We start from the raw sequence: 16,569 nt of genomic DNA, 5'->3' as shown, positions 1-16,569 counted from the left end.
GGGTGAAAAAAAAGTCCCGTTTCGTTTTAATGGCTTCCAGCACGGGAGGGCGTCGGAGCTCTAATTGACATCATTTTCTTTGGCGTTAATCTGTTCTGTGATTTCATTGAACCGGTGCGACGGCGCTTCCCATTGGGCTGACGCCTCTCACGTTCCTTCTTTTGGCGGATGGGAACCGGAGTAGGAGCACGGATATGAACGATCCCCCCGATGGCGGTTGGTCGCGCGGTGAAACCTTTCTGCAGTTTCTGAGGCGGCGCGGCGTCAGCAGGCGCGAATTTCTCACCTTTTGCGGCAAGATGGCGGCCTGTTTCGGCGCAGCGGCCGCCCTGCCCCCCGGATCCCGGGCGCTGGCCCAGGAGATGGCGAGGAAGCTCTCAGCAGCTAAACGCCCCAGCGTCATCTACCTGCAGTTGCAAGAGTGCACCGGCTGCCTGGAAAGCCTGCTCCGTTCGGGGAGCAGTCCCATCGACCGCATCCTTTTGGAGCAGATCTCCCTGGACTACAACGAGCTGCTGATGGCCCCCTCGGGAGGCGCGGCCGAGGAGGTGCTGCGCCAAGCCGCCGACCGACCGCACCTGCTTTTGGTGAACGGCTCGGTCCCCCTGGGCCAGGACGGCGCCTTTTGCACCATCGGCGGTGATTCCGCCGAAAACCTGCTGCGACGGGCCGCGCGCAAGGCGGACGCCATCATGGCGGTGGGCGCCTGCGCCGAGTACGGCTGCGTCCAGGCCGCCTCCCCCAACCTCACCGGAGCGGTGGGCGTAGCCGACGTGATCACGGACCGACCGGTGGTCAACATCAGCGGCTGCCCACCCATCGCCGAAACCATCACGGCCACCCTTACCTACTACCTCGCCTATGGACACACCCCGCCCCTGGACGGTATAGGGCGCCCCGTGTTCGCCTACGGCCAAAGGATCCACGACAAGTGCCCGCGCCGTGCCAGCTTCGATGCCGGGCAGTTCGCCGAGCGCTTCGACGACGAGAACGCGCGCAGGGGGTACTGCCTGTACCGCCTGGGTTGCAAGGGCCCCGCCACCTTCGCCCCCTGCGCCACCATCGAGTGGAACCTGGGGCAGAGCTTCCCCATCAAGGCGGGGCACCCCTGCCTGGGCTGCACCGAGCGCGATTTCTACGATCGGATGACCCCTTTTTACCGCAGGCTTCCCGGCTTCGTGGTCCCGGGGCTTGGGGTGGAGGCGACCGCTAACACCATCGGCGTCGCGGCCGTGGCCGCCTCGGTGGGTGGCGTGCTGGTGCACTCCGCCGCCACGGTGATCGCGAAGAAGAGGGCGAAAAAAGCGCAGCCGGAAACCCTGCCGCTCGCGGTACTGGGAGACACGGATAAGGCAACGCAGGAGGAAGATCAAAAGACTTAACGCAAAGACGCGGAGGCGCCAAGGCGCTAAGAGAGGCGTGATTTAACGCAAAGCCGCAAGGGCGCAAAGAAGTCGTTTTTTTTGGACGTTCCAAGTAGCTTTTCTTTGCGTCTTCGCGGCTTTGCGTTGAATACCGGTTTTCATCCAAGGCAAGGACCACAAGGTAAGCAGTGGCGAGATGCCGCAGCCGATTTCACCCGATGGGCTTTTCTTTGCGTCTCCGCGCCTTGGCGTCTTTGCGTTGAAGTTTTTACAAAAGGAGGTCGCGATGGCCAAGGAGCGAATCGTCATCGACCCGATCACCCGGATCGAGGGGCACCTGCGCATCGAGCTGGAGACGGACGGGGGGAGGATCGGCAACGCCTGGGCCTGCGCCACCCAGTTCAGGGGGATCGAGAGGGTGCTGCAGGGACGCGACCCGCGCGACGCCTGGGCCTTCGCACAACGCATCTGCGGGGTCTGTACCGGGGTGCACGCCATAGCCTCGGTGCGTGCGGTCGAGGACGCCATCAAGTGCAAGATCCCCCCCTGCGCCGAACTGATCCGCAGCCTGGTCTCCGGCATGGCCACCCTGCAGGACCACGTGATGCACTTCTACCACCTGCACGCTCTCGACTGGGTCGACGTAATGAGCGCGCTCAAGGCCGACCCGGCCGCCACCTCCCGCCTGGCCGCCTCGCTCTCGCCCTGGCCCAACAACTCCGCCACCTGGTACCGCGAGGTGCAAAAGAGGGTGACGGATTCGGCCGCCGGGGGCTTGGGCATCTTCGCCGGCGGCTACTGGGGGCACCCCGCCTACCGGCTCCCCCCCGAGGCGAACCTGATGGCGCTCGCCCACTACCTGGAGGCCCTCTCCTGGCAGCGCGAGATCATCCGCCTGCACACCATCTTCGCCGGCAAGAACCCGCATCCGAACTATCTGGTGGGGGGAATGGCCTGCGCCATTAACCTCGACAACCAGATGGCCATCAACCAGGTGCGCCTGGACGAGATCGCGGGGATGATCGACCAAGCCAGGCGCTTCGTGCTGGAGGTCTACTACCCGGACGTCCTCGCCATCGCCTCCTTCTACCCGGACTACGCCGCCATCGGCGTTTCCTCCCCCACCCTCATTGCCACCGGGGAAAGCGCCTACTCCTGCTCGGGCGCCCCGGCGGGAGGGGTGATCCCGGCCGGGGTGCTGCTGGACGGGAACTACGGCACCGCGCACCCTTTCGAGCACAAGAGAATCGCCGAGTTCGTCTCATCGGCCTGGTACAGCCAGCCCGAGGGCGACCGCCAGGGGCTCCACCCCTGGCAGGGGCGCACCGAGCCCCATTACACCGGCCCCAAGCCCCCCTTCAAAGAGCTCGCCGGCCAGCCCAAGTACACCTGGTGCAAGGCGCCGCGCTACGACGGCCGCGCGGTGCAGGTCGGTCCCAACGCCCGTATCCTGCTCGCCCTGGCCCAGGGGCACGCCGAGACGGCGCAGCTCGCCGGCGAGGGGCTCGGCAAACTGAAGGCCGGGGTCGAGGCGCTCAACTCGACGCTGGGGCGCACCTACTGCCGGGCGCTGGAGTCGGTGCTCCTGGCCCGGCGCATGGACCAGTGGTTCACCCAGTTGAACGAACGCATCCGCTCGGGAGACGTGGCCACCTTCAACCCGGAACTCTGGGAGCCGGAGAGCTGGCCCAACCAGGCCCAGGGGATGGGCTTCATGGAGGCGGCCCGGGGGACGCTGTCGCACTGGGTCGAGATCGACAACCGACGTATCTCGCGCTACCAGGCCGTAGTCCCCAGCACCTGGAACAGCTCCGGCCGCGACCCCGGGGGGCAGATGGGTCCCTTCGAACAGGCCCTGGCCGGTGACGGCAAGCACCCGCTCGCCGACCCCAAACGCCCCATCGAGGTACTGCGCACCATCCACTCCTTCGACCCGTGCGAGTCCTGCGCCGTTCATCTCCTGGTCCCCGGTGGCGGCGGGGTGGAGGTCAAGGTGCAATGAGCCTCTACCAGATCCCCGCATCCGAGATACGCGTAGAACTGGGCGTACCGGTTCCGTTCGCCGGCAGGAAACGGCGCGACCTCCTGATTGCCGCCGCCCTGGGTGCCCCGCTGGGGACGAAGGACCCGGTCGACCTGGCGCTTCTGAGCGCGGCGGCGAAGAAGGAGGACCTCCGCCACTACCAGCAGACGGGGTTCACGCCGCTGGAGCCTCGCCTGGCGCGCAGCGTGGCCCGGGTCCGGCGGCTCGATTCGGGGGAGGAGGCGCTGTTCGCCCGCGGCGAAGTGGATACCATCCTCTACCTCTGCCATCCTGACGAGGCGACCCGCTACCGGGCGGAACTCCAGGCCGAGATGCAGATGACGCATGGCTTCCGCGCCCTTGGCGTGGGAAAGGGGAGCATCGCCCCGGACGGCGGCGAGCGGTGGGAGTTCCTGGGGTACATCCCGGTGCGGGCCACCAGGCAAAAGAGCAGGCGTAGCGAGGAGCCGGGGGATTTCTACTACGTGCCGGTGTGGGATTGGCAGCTGCGCGCGCTGCACTGGCTGGCGGTGCTGTTGATCGTGGTGCTGTCGGTGACCGGCCTCTTGATGGGGAGCAGCCGCTTCATCTACGGGATAACCGACGGCTATTCCAACTACCTGAGCTGGCTGAGACTGGTCCACTTCGTGGCGGGTTGGCTCCTGCTCTGCGCGGCGATCCTGCGCATCGCCGGGCTCTTCCTCGCGTCGAACCGGTTCCAGCGCTGGTACGCACTGTTCCCGGTGCGGGTGCGTGACCTGAAGAACCTCATCCAGGTCGCGCAGAACTACCTCTTCTGCCGCTTCGACCGCCCCCCGCACTATATCGGCCACAACCCGCTGCAGCAGGTCGCCTACACCGCCATCTTCGCCGTCGGCCTCCTCGCACTGGTCACCGGCTTCACCCTGTACGCCCTCTACGATCCGCAGAACTGGTTTTTCCATTACCTGGTCCGCTTCGACGAGTTGGTCGGGGTGCAGTACCTGCGCCTGGCCCACCAATTGATCATGTGGATCTTCCTCGCCTTCATCCCGATCCACGTCTACCTTTCGGTCCGCGCCGACACCGTCGAGCGCGAGGGCGCCCTGTCGTCCATCGTGAGCGGCGGCCGCTGGTGCCGCAGGGGGACCCGGTTCGAGGACGGCGAGGCGGTGGACAATTGACGATGATGATGGACAATTGGACGGCTCGCCTCTCCTCCAAGTGAGAAAGACATGCGAAAAATGCCCCTGAAGATCGTGATCCTCGTCGTGGCGCTGTTCCTGGTGACGCCCATCGATGGGAGCACCGCCAAGGTCAAATCCCTTTGCGACATCACCTACCCCAGCGACTCGCGCATCCAGTGGAGTTGCCGGAAGCTGAAGTGGAGCGATACCCCGCAGGGGCTCTTCGGCTACTACTGGCGCGACGTGCTGCGCTTCAACCGGATGGACCGGCGCCATTTTCTGGGGGGGCGATCCATCAAGGTCCCCAAGGACCTGGCGCAGGTGAAGAACTTCAACCCGATGCCACTCACCTATCCGCAGGGGGCGCGGGAGCCGAAACTGATCCTCAACCTGCTCCACCTTTCCCGGAAGTCTTCGATCGACAAACAAAAAGGCCGCGCCCGGAGGGGCGCGGCCTTTTTTGCGCGGTGTTCGCAGTAGTATCAGCGCCAATGAATGCAGCTCACGGGGCAGACATCCACGGCGTTGCGTTGGATCTCGTCCTCGGAAGCGCCAACCGGGTCATAGGCTTCCGCCTTGCCGTTGTCGGCAAACCGGAACACTTCCGGCACGTTGTCGGTGCAAAGGCCACAGCTGATGCAAACGTCTTGGTCGACCCAGGGTTCTTTTGCCATGGTAGTACCTCCAGTTTTTGATTGTGAAGCGACGAACGCTAGATGCTATCGGCAAGCCTTTTCCTTTGCTCTTCCAGTTTCTCCTGGGCCTTCTCCAGCGCGGCCAGCAACATCTTCTTGGACTCTTTGGTGAGCCCTTCTTTCTCCTTGAGGAAATCGGAGGCGCGGTCGCTGGCGTGGTCCACGAAATCGGATACGATTTCGGCGAACTCGCTCACCGCCTCGTTCGCCTTGCCTCCCATCTCCTCGGCCAACGACGTTAGGTACTTACGCGTCTTCTTCCCGGCCTGAGGAGCCAGCAAAATCGCAAGGCCCGCTCCGATCAGTCCGCCCACCACCAGCTTCATCATGCACCCCCCTTCGCAGCTCTCTTTATGTCCCATACCGTCCTCCGTCCGCTGGTTTTGAACAACAGCGGTAATACTACCAATAAAATGAATTTCGTCCAATTTCAGAAAGAGTGGGTTGTTGGTACTGGCATCGAATGCAAAATCCTCCCTGTCCCCCCTTCGCAAAGGGGGGGACGTGAGGTCACATGCAGCACTTCGTGACCAACATCCTCGAGCCCCCCAGTATTCTCTGAAGCCACCTCAGGAACACCAGGAACTGTCCTTTGCTTCCCACGAAGCTTTGCAGGTGAACCAGGGGTCCCCCCCTTTGCCAAAGGGGGGACAGGGGGGATTTGAAGTGTGATTTTCTGCATGGCCAATGATTTTAATTTTGTGTAAGATGGCGAATCGACAGTAACAACGGCAGCGAAAGGGCGCGACATGAACGTGGAGCAGATGAAGATCGTGGTGAAGGAGATCGTCTCCAAGACCGACCTCACCCCCTGCGTGGTGGGTCACCGCGGCGTGGGCAAGAGTGCGGGCATCCTGCAGGCCTGCCGCGAGCTGGACCGGCGCTACGTCTCGCTGCGCCTGGGGCAGATGGAGGTAGGCGACTTGGTCGGCATCCCGTTTAGAAACGGCGACGTGATGCAGTGGTCCCGCCCGTCCTGGCTCCCCGGCGACGAGGACGCCCCCACCGTGGTCCACTGCGACGAACTGAACCGGGCCCAGCAGGAGGATACCCTGCAGGCGATCTTCCAGTTCGTGGAACCACCCGCCGATGGGATGCTGCGCGCCATCCACACCCATACCCTGTCCCGCCGCCACAAGGTGGTGGTCAGCATTAATCCCCCCGACGGGAGCTACCAGGTGGCAACGCTCGACCGCGCCCTCGTCGACCGCATGGTGATGCTCTTCGTCGAAACCGATTACCAGTGCTGGGCCCGCTACGCCCACAATCGGGAGTTCGCCGGCGAGGTGCGCCAGTTCCTGGCCGGCAACCACGGCTTCCTCGCCAAGCAGGGGATGCCGATGGAGATGCAGGTCGAGCCGAGCGAGCGCGCCTGGGAGATGGTCAGCGTGCTCAAGAAGAACTGCCGCTTCCCGGCGGAACTGGAGATGGAGGTCTACTCCGGCATCGTCGGCAAGGAGGCGGCCATCGCCTTCATGCGCTGGCTCTCGGACCGCAAGGGAAGGCCGGTGACCGCGGACGAGGTGCTGAACGACTGGGCGGCGATTGCCGGGCGGGCCGAGGTGCAGCGCGACGACGTGCAGGCCGCCACCATCAACGATCTCTCCGCCCTGCTCCAGGTCTCCCCGGAACTCACCGGGAAGCAGGAGGACAACCTCGTTTCCTACATCGCGGTGCTGCCGCGCGACCTCCGCTTCGGCTTCGTGAAGTCGCTCCTGAAGATCCCCGCCGTGGCGCTGCTCCTGGTGAAGGACAAGCACGATGCGGTCATCTTCGACGCGATGCAGGCGATCAGCGAGCAGGCCGGGTAACCGTGTCGCCCGGCACGCTGCAAAACGCCGTGGTACGGCTTTTAAAGGAGCGCCCCTTCTACGGCCATTTCCTGCTCAACCTGCGCCGCGAGGAGCGTCCTCTCGCCGGCAAGGCTGCCGGCGTCACCATCCGCAACGGCACCCCGACCCTCGCCGTCGACCCCGCCGCTTTCGCGCTCCTTAGCCCGTCTGAGCAGCAGGCGCTCCTTGAGCACTTGGTGAAGCACCTGTTGCACCTGCACATGCTGCGCGGCAAGGGAAAGAACAGTCACGACTGGGACCTCTGCTGCGACCTCGCCATCAACCCCGACACCCCCGGACTCCCCGAAGGGGGCGTCTACCCGGCCCAGTTCGACCTCCCCGAGGGGCTCGCCGCTGAGGAGTATTACCGCCTCCTGGTGCGCCCCTTCGACGTCGGTAACCTGGCGGGAAGCGGCTTCGGCGACGAGGCGCAGGAGATCGAGGGAGCCACGGGCTCTGGCAGGGACCCCGCCGGCGCCTCGACACTGGACGATCACGCCATCTGGAGCGACGCCGACAGCACCCCCGTTCCGCTCGCCGAGGAGATGCTGCGCGCCGTGACCCGTGAGAGCCTGCGCGGCAGCGACGGCGAAGCCCCGGCCGAAGTGAGGGCCGTGGTGGACGCCCTGCTGCGCCCCTCCCCTATTCCCTGGCGCCAGGTGCTGAGACAGTTCGTCGCCACCGCCGGTCGGATCGGCAAGAAGAGCACCTGGATGCGCGAGCACCGCCGCTTCGAGCACGACACGCCGGGGTCGCGCAAGCGCCACCGCCTGACGTTGCTGGTGGGGATCGATGTGAGCGACTCCACCGACATCGTGGAGCTCAGGGAGGCCTTCGCCCGCGAACTGGTGCAGATCGCCCGGGACCGCGACGCCGCCATCACCGTGCTCTACGCCAACAGCCGCATCCAGCACGTCGAGGCCTTCAAGGGCACCGCCTTCGTGCCGGAGCGCTACGACGGCGGTGGCTTCACCGACCTGCGCCCTGTCTTCGAGTACGCCAAGACCATGCACCCCATGCCCGCCGCGGTCATCTATCTCACTGATGGCATCGGCCCGGTGCCGGAGCGCATGGAGCTGCCGACCCTGTGGGTCCTGACCGCCGACGGGGAGAAACCGGCCCCCTGGGGGATCGAACTAAGACTGGAGGTTTGAACGATATGGAAGAAACGACGTCGGCGCCGATGACCGCTGAATCGGTGGGAGAGATATTGAGGGAAGCGGGCGCGCAGGTGATGGTGCGCTCCGGGCGCAGCGAGAACTACAGCGCCCCCAGGGAGTTCTCCTTCGAGGTGAAGGCGATCTTCGACAACGGCATGGCGCTGCACGTGGTGGCGCGCCAGTTCAACTACCGCGACCCCTGGGAGGCCGAGGGGAGGATCAACGACCACGTCGACGTGATGCTCCTGCGCGACGGCGCGCTCACCCCGCTGCCCAAGGGATACCCCTATTTCCAGGGGATCGACGAGGAGTGCGGCCTGGACGAGGCGATGCTGCGCGAGGTGATCGACTGCGTGCGCAAGGTGAATCCGAAACTGTACCTACTGCAGGAGATGACCGGGGATCTGTAAAAGCAGGGGCTGGAGGCCAGGGGCTGGGGGCTGGAAAGGCCTTGGGACTTCAACTAGCCCCTAGTCCCCGGTCCCTAACCCCTGCCTTTGTTAGTCCAGGCACCTGAAGACCCCGGAGCTCCACAGGCAGCTGCCGCAGGGCTCGGCGTTGACGTAGCAGTCCTGGTCGAAACGCTCGGCCTGCACCAGGTCGCAGGGGGAGGTGTTGCACTCGGCGCAGGAGGGGTAGTCGTGGCGCACCACGTTTTCCCGGTAGCCGCGAAACCTCGGGCTGTTCCAGATGTCCAGCACGCCGCTGTCCTTCACGTTGCCGAACACCCAGGGGTGCACCGGGTGCTGCCAGCCGTTGGCGTAGGAACTGCAGCTGTGCCAGAGGTGGTAGCAGGGATGCATGCCGCCGTCCCACGAAACGAACGCGCTCCCCTTTTCCACGAAACTGCAGCCGCGCTTCTCGCGCCGGGCGATCTCCGGCAGCCTCAGGTCGATCCCGGACCGGCGCGCCACCTGAGCCGCCTCCTCGAAAATCCCCTGGCTTTCATGGATCTGCACCATGTCCATGGCGAACAGCCGCTTCAGGTCCAGCGTGATGCCGCGCTGGTTCGCGTCCGCCTTCATCGCCGCCACGAAATCGATGACCCGCCTTTCCTGCTCGGACTTTTGGTAGCTCCACAGGATCTGGAAGTAGCGGCGGATATCGATCCCCTTCAGGTCGGCCTTACTTTTCCAGGTCTGGTACAGGGTGATCGCCTCATCGGTGCAGAGGTCGTAGCTGCACTGCTTGAGGTGCGGTTCGTCGAACGGGTGCAGGTGGGAGACCAGCGCGAAGCTGACGCCGAATTCGGCGGCCCAGGAGAGCGCAGCGGGGAGCTGGGCGAGGTTCTCGCGCATCACCACGAACTCGACGCCGATCTCCATGTCGGGGCGGTGACAGGCGGTCTTGGCGGCGCCGAGCGCGTTCAGGGCGTGCTCCAGGTCCACGAGTTGGCTCCCGGAGCGGATGGAGCTGAAGGTGGTGGCGTCGACGCCGTCCATGGAGAGGCAGACGCGGTCCACCCCGGCGTTCAGGAGCGACACCGCGCGCAGGTGCGAGAGGAGCAGGCCGTTACTCTGGAACCCGATCCAGCTTCCCGCCGGCATCAGTTTCTTGGCCCGGCTGATGAAGTGCTCCAGGCGCGTATTCAAGAGCGGCTCGCCGACGCCGTTCAGCACCAGCGCCTCCAGGTTAGGGAGCGCCGGCTCCAGTTCGCTGAAGGTGGCGAGGTCGAGGTCGCCGTCCTTGGCCCGGCTGCCGTCCCCATTCTGCTTCATGCACATGACGCAGTTCAGGTTGCAGCGGCTGGTTGTTTCCACGAACAGCTTGGAAGGGTATTCCCGAAAGGCCGGCTCGTTGACTGGCATGAATTCAGATAGCGCCGCTGCGTTGCTTTGCATCCCGTTGTTCCTCATTACCCGCTGCTCCCCCCGCCCCCCGGGAGACCGACCGGGGAGGTGCCGCCCGCGTTAAGACGTCCCGTCCGGTCCTCCCGGGAAGCGAGAGTTTCGGTGGAGCCGGTCAGGCCCCGTTTAGTATCCATGTGTTCATGCTGAGCCAGTTGGGGGTTGCCGTTGCCAGCCCCTAGTCCCTAGTTCCTGTTACGCGAGTCCCTCGGCCACCAGTTCCGCGATGTCCTTGACCTTGGTGCCGCCGTTGGAGCGATCCTTCAGGCCGTCCTCCATCATGGTCATGCAGTACGGGCAGGTGGTGCAGATGGTGCCGGGATTCCCCTCCAGCGCCTCGCTGACCCGGTTCAGGTTGATCCTCTCGCCCAGGTGCTCCTCCATCCACATGCGCCCGCCGCCGGCGCCGCAGCAGAAGGAATTCTCGCGGTTTCTCTCCATCTCCGAAGGCGCAGTTCCGGTCGCCTGCGCGATGACCGCGCGCGGCGCCTCGTAGACGCCGTTGTGGCGCCCCAGGTAGCAGGAATCGTGGAAGACGATGTTGCCGCCTTTCTTGGCGTGGTGGTCTAGCTTCAGTTTCCCCTGCGCCAGGAGCGACTCGATGAACTCCGCGTGCGGGATCACCTCCAGCTCCAGGCCGTATTGACGGTAATCGTTCTTGAGCGTCGTGAAGCAGTGCGGACACTGGGTGACCACCTTGGTGACCCCCTTTTCCTGGAACTGCGCCACGTTCTCCCGGGCCATCTTATCGAAGAGGAACTCGTTGCCGAGCCGGCGCAGGCTGTCGCCGCAGCACTTCTCTTCCTTGCCGAGGATGCCGTAGGAGACCCCCGCCGCCTCCATGATCTTGGTCATGGCCAGGGTCACCTGCTTGCTACGCGAGTCGAAGGAGCCGGCACAGCCGACGAAATAGAGGTATTCGGTCTTCCCTGCCTCGAACTGCTGCACCTCGCGCCCGCCGGCCCACTTCCCGCGTTCGCCCGGCGCGATGCCCCAGGGGTTGGAGCGCTGCTCCATGTTCTCGAAGAGGTTCAGGAGCTCTTCCGGAAAGTCGGCTTCCATCTGCACCAGGTGCCGGCGCATCTTGGTGATCTTGGGCATCTGCTCGATGAAGACCGGGCAGGCGGCAAGGCAGGCGCCGCAACTGGTGCAGGACCAGAGCGCGTCGGGCTTTATGCTCCCTTCCGCGTCGCCGATCACCGGCACGGTGGGCTCCCCGCCACGCTGCAGGAGGTTGCCGTTGGCCAACAGGTTCACCTTGATGTCGTGCATCACCAGGCGCGGGTTGAGCGGCTTTCCGGTGCTGGCGGCAGGGCAGGATTTCTCGCAGCGGCCGCACTCGGTGCAGGAGAAGGAGTCGAAGAGATCCTTCCAGGTGAAGCGATCGATGCTCCCGGCGCCGTACACGTTCCCCTCGACGAACTCCTCGCGCGGCTGCGTGTTGGGCGTTTCCAGCCCCTTGAAGAAGCAGTTGGGGATCGCCGCCAGGATATGCATGTGCTTGCTGTAGGGAAGATAGTTCAGGAAGAACAGGAGCACGCCGGCGTGCAGCCACCAGGAGACCTGTGCCACGCTATTCAGCGTCTCCGGCCCCTGCCCGGCCAGCAGCGACGAGAGCGCCAGCGAGACCGGCATGGCCTGCGCCGCCTCCTCCGCGCCCAGGGCGATCTCCGCCGCGTGCAGGCCGAAGTAGGCCAGCATCAGCGTGCCGATCATGGAGAGGATGCCGAAGGCTTCGCCGGTGCGGGCTCCCTGGTAGGGGGGCGCCACCGCACGACGCACCAGGGCGATCACCACCGCGGTGAGGGCGCAAAGCGACACGATGTCGAAGACGAGGACCAGGGGCTGGTAGAGTGCCGCCGGCAGGATGCGCACGAGCCTCGCCGCCGGGAACACGCCCCCCACCAGGAATTCGGTATTGGCGATGGCCAGAATCAGGAACGACCAGAAGATGAAGAGATGGTTGATGCCGAAGGGACGGCTGACCACTCGCTTCTGGAGGAAGGCGAACAGGAACATCCCCTGCAGTCTTTCCGGGAGGCTGGAGCAGCGGTCCTCGGAGGCGCCCACGCCGACCAGGCTGAAGCGCCGATAGCAGCTCCAGGCGAAGATCACTGCGGCGGCCGCCAGAAGGGGTGTAAAGATCATAGGATCAGGTTGCATATTCATGTCCTTGTAAATGTTTTGTCGGCGCTGGCGGTTGCACCCTCAGGTCTCGCGACGTCCACTTCCCCTCGCCCTTTGGGAGAGGGCCAGGGTGAGGGCGGTTGCCTCAACCCCACGTCGACGCATTACCGCAGCAAGCGCTGCCCTCACCCCTACCCTCTCCCGAAGGGCGAGGGAGAGTTTCTGCAAGCCGGCTATGGCGGTAGAACAGTTCCGCTAAGCCGCCTTGCTGTCCTTGACCTCGGCCGGTCCCTTGGTCGTCTTCATCTCGCGCAAGGCGGCGATGAGGGCAGGGACCACATCGAACAGATCCCCCACGATGCCGTAATTGGCCACCTCGAAGATGGGGGCCTCCTTGTCGCGGTTGATGGCGACGATGAGGTCGGAGTCCTGCATCCCCACCAGGTGCTGGATGGCACCCGAGATGCCGCAGGCGATGTAGATCTTGGGTCGCACGGTCTTGCCGGTCTGCCCCACCTGGCGGTCCCCCGGCATCCACCCCGCGTCGACCGCGCTGCGCGAGGCGCCCACCACGCCGCCCAACTCGTCGGCCAGCTCCTGCAGAATGGCGAAGTTCTCCTTGGCCATCATGCCGCGCCCGCCGGAAACGATGAACTCGGCGCCGGCGATGTCGACATCTCCCGCCTTCTTGTCGCGGATCACCTGGAGCACCTTGGTGAAGATGTCCGCCTCGGAGATGGGGAGGCTTACGGGGACGATCTTGCCCGTACATCCCGGCATCTGGGCCGGCATCGGCATCACGTGGGAGCGCACCGTCGCCATCTGGGGACGGAACCTGTCGCACATGATGGTCGCCATGATGTTGCCGCCGAAAGCCGGCCGGGTCTGCATCAGGTTACGCTTGGCGTCGATGTCCAGGCCAGTGCAGTCCGCGGTGAGGCCGGTCTTGACGCGAGTCGCAACAGCGCCGGCCAAGTCGCGCCCCATGCCGGTCGCGCCCATGAGGACGATCTCCGGCTTGAACTTGTCGATCAGGTGGCACAGTGCGTCCAGGTACGGGTAGGTGCGGTAGTGCTTGAGCACCAGCTGGTCCATGAGGTAGGCCTTATCAGCGCCGTAGCTGAACGCCTCGCGGCACAGGTGCCCCACCTGGTCCCCCATCACCACCGCGCAGAGTTCCACGCCCAGCTTGGCGGCGAGTTCCTTCCCCTTCCCCATCAGCTCCCAGGAAACGCGGGCCGCCTCGCCTTCGGTCTGCTCCACGAAAACCCAGACCCCGCGGTAACCCGCCACCAGTTCGCGGCGCGCCAGTTCTTCCGGGTCCGCATCCTCTTCCGCCAAGTCCTGTTGTCCGGCCAGCTGCGCCAGGATCTCCAGTTCCTCAGGGGTGTAGAAGATCTCCAAAGCCGAGCCCGGGCAGGCTTTCACGCACTTGAGACAGCCGATGCACTTGGAGAGTTCGATGCACGGTTCGCCCGCATCGCTCATCTGGATGCCGTCGACCGGGCAGCTGCTCTGGCAGCGCGCGCCGCAGGCGATGCACTTCCCCTCGACCAGCCTGACCTTGCCGCGCGGCTTTTTCGGTTTGTTTTTAAGCTCAGCCATCTTTACCCCACTCCTAGTCACGTCCATCAGGTCCACCGGTCGCCGGTGTCCGCAAAGTCCACAAGGTTTTGGCGACTAAACCGCCAGCATGTCGCTAGCCACCAGCTTCTCCAGCAGCAGCCTGGCGGTGCCCGCCGGGTCGCCCATGCCGTCGCCGATGATCTCGCCCGCCGCGCGCTGCGGCGAGAAGATCCTGCTGACCCAGGTGGGCGAGCCCTTCAGGCCGACGCTGTTCGGGTCCAACTGGAGCTCCTTGTTGTCCCAGACCTTAACCTCCGCCTTGGCCGCTTTGAGCCGCATGGGGACTGTCGGGTAGCGCGGGCGGTTCAGCTCGCGCACCACGGTGATCATGGCCGGCAGTTTCGCCTCCACGATCTCGTAGCGCCCCTCCAGCTTGCGCCGGACCCGGATCTTCTTGGTCAGGAAGTCGAGGTGTTCGATCCGGTCCACCAGGGTAAGCTGCGAGAATCCGAGGCGGATGGCGATGCCGGGGCCGACCTGGGCCGTGTCGCCGTCGATGGTCTGCTTGCCGCAGAACACGATCCCCACCTCGTCCTCCTGGGCCAGTTTCCTGATCGCCGCTGCCAGCACGTTGCTGGTGGAGAGCGTATCCGCACCGCCGAAGGCGCGGTCCGAGCAGAGGATCGCCTCGTCAACGCCGAGGGCCAGCGCCTTTCTCAGGGTCGCCTCCGTATTGGGCGGTCCCATCGAGAGCGCGGCCGCCTTGAAGCCGTAGCGGGCCTTCATGCGCAGGCTTTCCTCGAGGGCATGGGTGTCGTAAGGGTTGACGATGAAGGGAATGCCATCGCGCACCAGCGTATTGGTGACCGGGTCAATCTGCACCTGGGTCGTATCCGGCACCTGTTTAATGCAAGCCACTACGTACATGCAAGTTCCTCTCTCACAAGCAATTTTCCAGCTCTCAGTCCAGCTTTTTCCAACCCCAGCCACGGTCCACTTGTGTCCACTAAGTCCACCGTGTCCACCAAGGTTTTCGTAGCTTAGTGGCTAACCCTGGTGAGCTCCCACTGCTCCCTGAACAGTGCGAACGCCTCGCGCATGATGAAGGAAGCCTTCTTCCCCCTCTTGTCCATCAGCTTCTGAATTGCGTCGCGCTCGTCGTCGCTCATACGGATCGAGATGATGTTCACTTTTTTCTGGCTTCTGTCCTTCATGACTTCTCCCCTTCTTGTTCGTCTAGAAAATATGCTGCGTTCAGAGCAGCTCGATCTCGTCCTCGGGGCGTACCACCCCGCCGCTAATTACCGTGGCAAAGACACCTTCTTTGGGCATGACGCAGTCGCCGGCCTGGTAGTAGATGGCGCAGCGGGTGTGGCATACCTTCCCGATCTGGGAGATCTCCAGCACCGCCGGACCGATGCCGAGCCGGGTACCAACGGGGAGGTGCATGAGGTCGATGCCCCGGGTCGTGATGTTTTCGGCAAAGTCGCCGGCGCCCACCGACAGCCCGAGTTGCACCATCTTGTCTATGCTCTCCTGGGCCAAGAGGCTCACCTGGCGATGCCAGTCCCCCGCGTGCCCGTCACCGATGATGCCGAAGTTCTCCCGCAGGTGTGCCTCCGGCGCCGCCTTCTTCCTCTCGCCCTTATTGCGGCTTATGTTGACCGCCACTACCGATGCGCTCATGTTTCCTCCGTGTTAGGGGAGCGTTAGGGGGACTGGCACCTGCGGAGCCAGTCCCCTATCCCCTGTCTTTTACCCGCCGATCCTCGACATGTTCACCACCGTCTGCTCGTTCCCTTCCTCGGCGATGTGGTGTCTACCCGGCTTCTGGGTCACGATGCTGCGCAGTGTCTGCCGCAGGGCCTCGGGGTCCTCCGACGCCAGGAGCGGCTTCAGGTCCGTCCCCTGTTCCGAGAAGAGGCAGCCGCGCACCCGGCCGGTCGCCGTGATCCTGATCCGGTTGCAGCTCTCGCAGAAGTGGCCGGAAACCGGGGTGATGATCCCGATGGCGCCCGCCGCTCCCTGTATCTTGTAGTTCCTGGCCGGCCCCGCCATCTCCGAGCTCACCAGCGGCAGCAGGGGATAGCGCTCGCCGATGGCAGCCAGGATCTCGCTCCCCGGCATGCTCTGGGCGCCCCAGCCCTCGTCCTGGAGGGTCGGCATGTACTCGATGAAACGGACGGTGTACGGCTTGTCCAGAGTGAGCGCCGCGAAGTCCAGGAGTTCCTGGTCGTTCACGCCGCGCATCACCACCATGTTGATCTTGAGCGGGCCGAAGCCCGCCTTCTGTGCCGCATCGATCCCCGCCAGCACCCGGTTCAGGTCCGCGCCGCGAGTGACCCTGGCGAAGGTTTCCGGCTGCAGGGAGTCGAGGCTGATGTTGAGCCTGGCCACCCCGGCATCCTTGAGCGGCTGGGCCAGCTCCTCGAGCAGCAAACCGTTGGTGGTCAGCACCAGTTCCTTAAGTCCCGGCAGCGCCGAGAGACGCCCCAGGAAATCGACCAGTCCCCTCCGTACCAGCGGTTCCCCGCCGGTCACCCTGATCTTCTCTATCCCCTGCTCCACGCACGCGGCGGAGACGCGATAGAGGTCCTCGTAGCTCAGCATCTCTTTATGCTCGAGCTTCGCCACCCCCTGCGCCGGCATGCAGTAGCAGCAGCGCATGTTGCAGCGGTCGGTGACCGAGAGTCTTAAGTAGTTGATCCGCCTGCCATAGGTATCGATCAGTGCCATGTCTTACTCCCTTCGGAAACACGCCTCGCCGTATACAAAGGCAATATCGATAC

General features: G+C 64.5%; 17 protein-coding genes. 7 read left to right on the top strand and 10 right to left on the bottom strand.

All coding sequences use genetic code 11. The features are described 5' to 3' along the window. Positions 1-194 precede the first annotated feature (194 nt). The 4 genes from JFN90_RS11490 to JFN90_RS22230 all read left to right on the top strand — a co-directional run bounded on the left by JFN90_RS11490 (position 195) and on the right by JFN90_RS22230 (position 5,033). Positions 195-1,382, top strand: coding sequence for a hydrogenase small subunit (locus JFN90_RS11490; RefSeq protein WP_199395252.1), 1,188 nt, complete (start codon positions 195-197; stop codon positions 1,380-1,382). A 268-nt stretch (positions 1,383-1,650) separates the two neighbouring features. Beyond that, the gene (locus JFN90_RS11485) at positions 1,651-3,366 is read left to right on the top strand and encodes a nickel-dependent hydrogenase large subunit (protein WP_199395251.1); all 1,716 of its coding nucleotides are present in this window, start codon (positions 1,651-1,653) and stop codon (positions 3,364-3,366) included. Next, positions 3,363-4,550, top strand: a complete 1,188-nt coding sequence (locus JFN90_RS11480) for a cytochrome b/b6 domain-containing protein (protein ID WP_199395250.1) — start codon at positions 3,363-3,365, stop codon at positions 4,548-4,550. The genes JFN90_RS11485 and JFN90_RS11480 overlap by 4 nt, the downstream gene beginning before the upstream one ends. A 51-nt stretch (positions 4,551-4,601) precedes the next feature. Beyond that, positions 4,602-5,033: a hypothetical protein gene (locus JFN90_RS22230; RefSeq protein WP_236018956.1), complete on the top strand. Its 432-nt coding sequence runs from the start codon at positions 4,602-4,604 to the stop codon at positions 5,031-5,033. A gap of 2 nt (positions 5,034-5,035) precedes the next feature. On the opposite strand, the gene JFN90_RS11470 is transcribed toward JFN90_RS22230, so the two are convergent. After that, a complete protein-coding gene (locus JFN90_RS11470; RefSeq protein WP_199395249.1) occupies positions 5,036-5,227 on the bottom strand; it encodes a ferredoxin in 192 nt (63 codons plus the stop codon). 38 nt (positions 5,228-5,265) lie between these two features. Next, a complete protein-coding gene (locus tag JFN90_RS11465) occupies positions 5,266-5,610 on the bottom strand; it encodes a YtxH domain-containing protein (protein ID WP_199395248.1) in 345 nt (114 codons plus the stop codon). Positions 5,611-5,997: 387 nt separating this feature from the next. On the opposite strand from JFN90_RS11465, the gene JFN90_RS11460 reads away from it, so the two are divergent. From JFN90_RS11460 to JFN90_RS11450, 3 genes are read left to right on the top strand one after another with little or no spacing between them, the layout of a single operon-like run. Further along, complete coding sequence (locus tag JFN90_RS11460) at positions 5,998-7,059, top strand: hypothetical protein (protein ID WP_199395247.1); 1,062 nt, start codon at positions 5,998-6,000, stop codon at positions 7,057-7,059. Between the two features lie 2 nt (positions 7,060-7,061). Continuing rightward, positions 7,062-8,234, top strand: a complete 1,173-nt coding sequence (locus JFN90_RS11455; protein WP_199395246.1) for a vWA domain-containing protein — start codon at positions 7,062-7,064, stop codon at positions 8,232-8,234. A gap of 5 nt (positions 8,235-8,239) precedes the next feature. After that, complete coding sequence (locus tag JFN90_RS11450; RefSeq protein WP_199395245.1) at positions 8,240-8,650, top strand: hypothetical protein; 411 nt, start codon at positions 8,240-8,242, stop codon at positions 8,648-8,650. Between the two features lie 90 nt (positions 8,651-8,740). Here the strand turns inward: JFN90_RS11450 and JFN90_RS11445 are convergent, their stop codons facing one another. The 8 genes from JFN90_RS11445 to moaA all read right to left on the bottom strand — a co-directional run bounded on the left by JFN90_RS11445 (position 8,741) and on the right by moaA (position 16,516). Then, on the bottom strand, positions 8,741-10,081 hold the full coding sequence (locus tag JFN90_RS11445; protein ID WP_199395244.1) for a radical SAM/SPASM family putative metalloenzyme maturase: 1,341 nt from the start codon (positions 10,079-10,081) through the stop codon (positions 8,741-8,743). A 14-nt stretch (positions 10,082-10,095) separates the two neighbouring features. Further along, positions 10,096-10,224, bottom strand: a complete 129-nt coding sequence (locus JFN90_RS22405; RefSeq protein WP_268898652.1) for a hypothetical protein — start codon at positions 10,222-10,224, stop codon at positions 10,096-10,098. 58 nt (positions 10,225-10,282) lie between these two features. Further along, the gene (locus JFN90_RS11440; protein WP_199395243.1) at positions 10,283-12,250 is read right to left on the bottom strand and encodes a heterodisulfide reductase-related iron-sulfur binding cluster; all 1,968 of its coding nucleotides are present in this window, start codon (positions 12,248-12,250) and stop codon (positions 10,283-10,285) included. 219 nt (positions 12,251-12,469) lie between these two features. Next, positions 12,470-13,819 carry an electron transfer flavoprotein subunit alpha gene (locus JFN90_RS11435; protein WP_199395242.1) on the bottom strand — a complete coding sequence of 450 codons (1,350 nt, stop codon included), beginning with the start codon at positions 13,817-13,819 and terminating at the stop codon, positions 12,470-12,472. Between the two features lie 75 nt (positions 13,820-13,894). Next, positions 13,895-14,707 carry an electron transfer flavoprotein subunit beta/FixA family protein gene (locus JFN90_RS11430; RefSeq protein ID WP_199395241.1) on the bottom strand — a complete coding sequence of 271 codons (813 nt, stop codon included), beginning with the start codon at positions 14,705-14,707 and terminating at the stop codon, positions 13,895-13,897. A gap of 113 nt (positions 14,708-14,820) precedes the next feature. Then, entirely contained in the window at positions 14,821-14,994 is a 174-nt protein-coding gene (locus JFN90_RS11425) for a hypothetical protein (protein WP_199395240.1), read from the bottom strand. A gap of 40 nt (positions 14,995-15,034) precedes the next feature. Then, the gene (locus tag JFN90_RS11420) at positions 15,035-15,466 is read right to left on the bottom strand and encodes an MOSC domain-containing protein (RefSeq protein WP_199395239.1); all 432 of its coding nucleotides are present in this window, start codon (positions 15,464-15,466) and stop codon (positions 15,035-15,037) included. A 69-nt stretch (positions 15,467-15,535) separates the two neighbouring features. Next, on the bottom strand, positions 15,536-16,516 hold the full coding sequence (gene moaA, locus JFN90_RS11415) for a GTP 3',8-cyclase MoaA (RefSeq protein ID WP_199395238.1): 981 nt from the start codon (positions 16,514-16,516) through the stop codon (positions 15,536-15,538). Between the last annotated feature and the right edge of the window lie 53 nt (positions 16,517-16,569).

Source organism: Geomonas propionica (assembly GCF_016458235.1).
In the GTDB taxonomy this organism is placed as follows: domain Bacteria; phylum Desulfobacterota; class Desulfuromonadia; order Geobacterales; family Geobacteraceae; genus Geomonas; species Geomonas propionica.
Note: the sequence above shows the minus strand (reverse complement) of the source record. Positions and strands in the feature narration are given on the sequence as shown.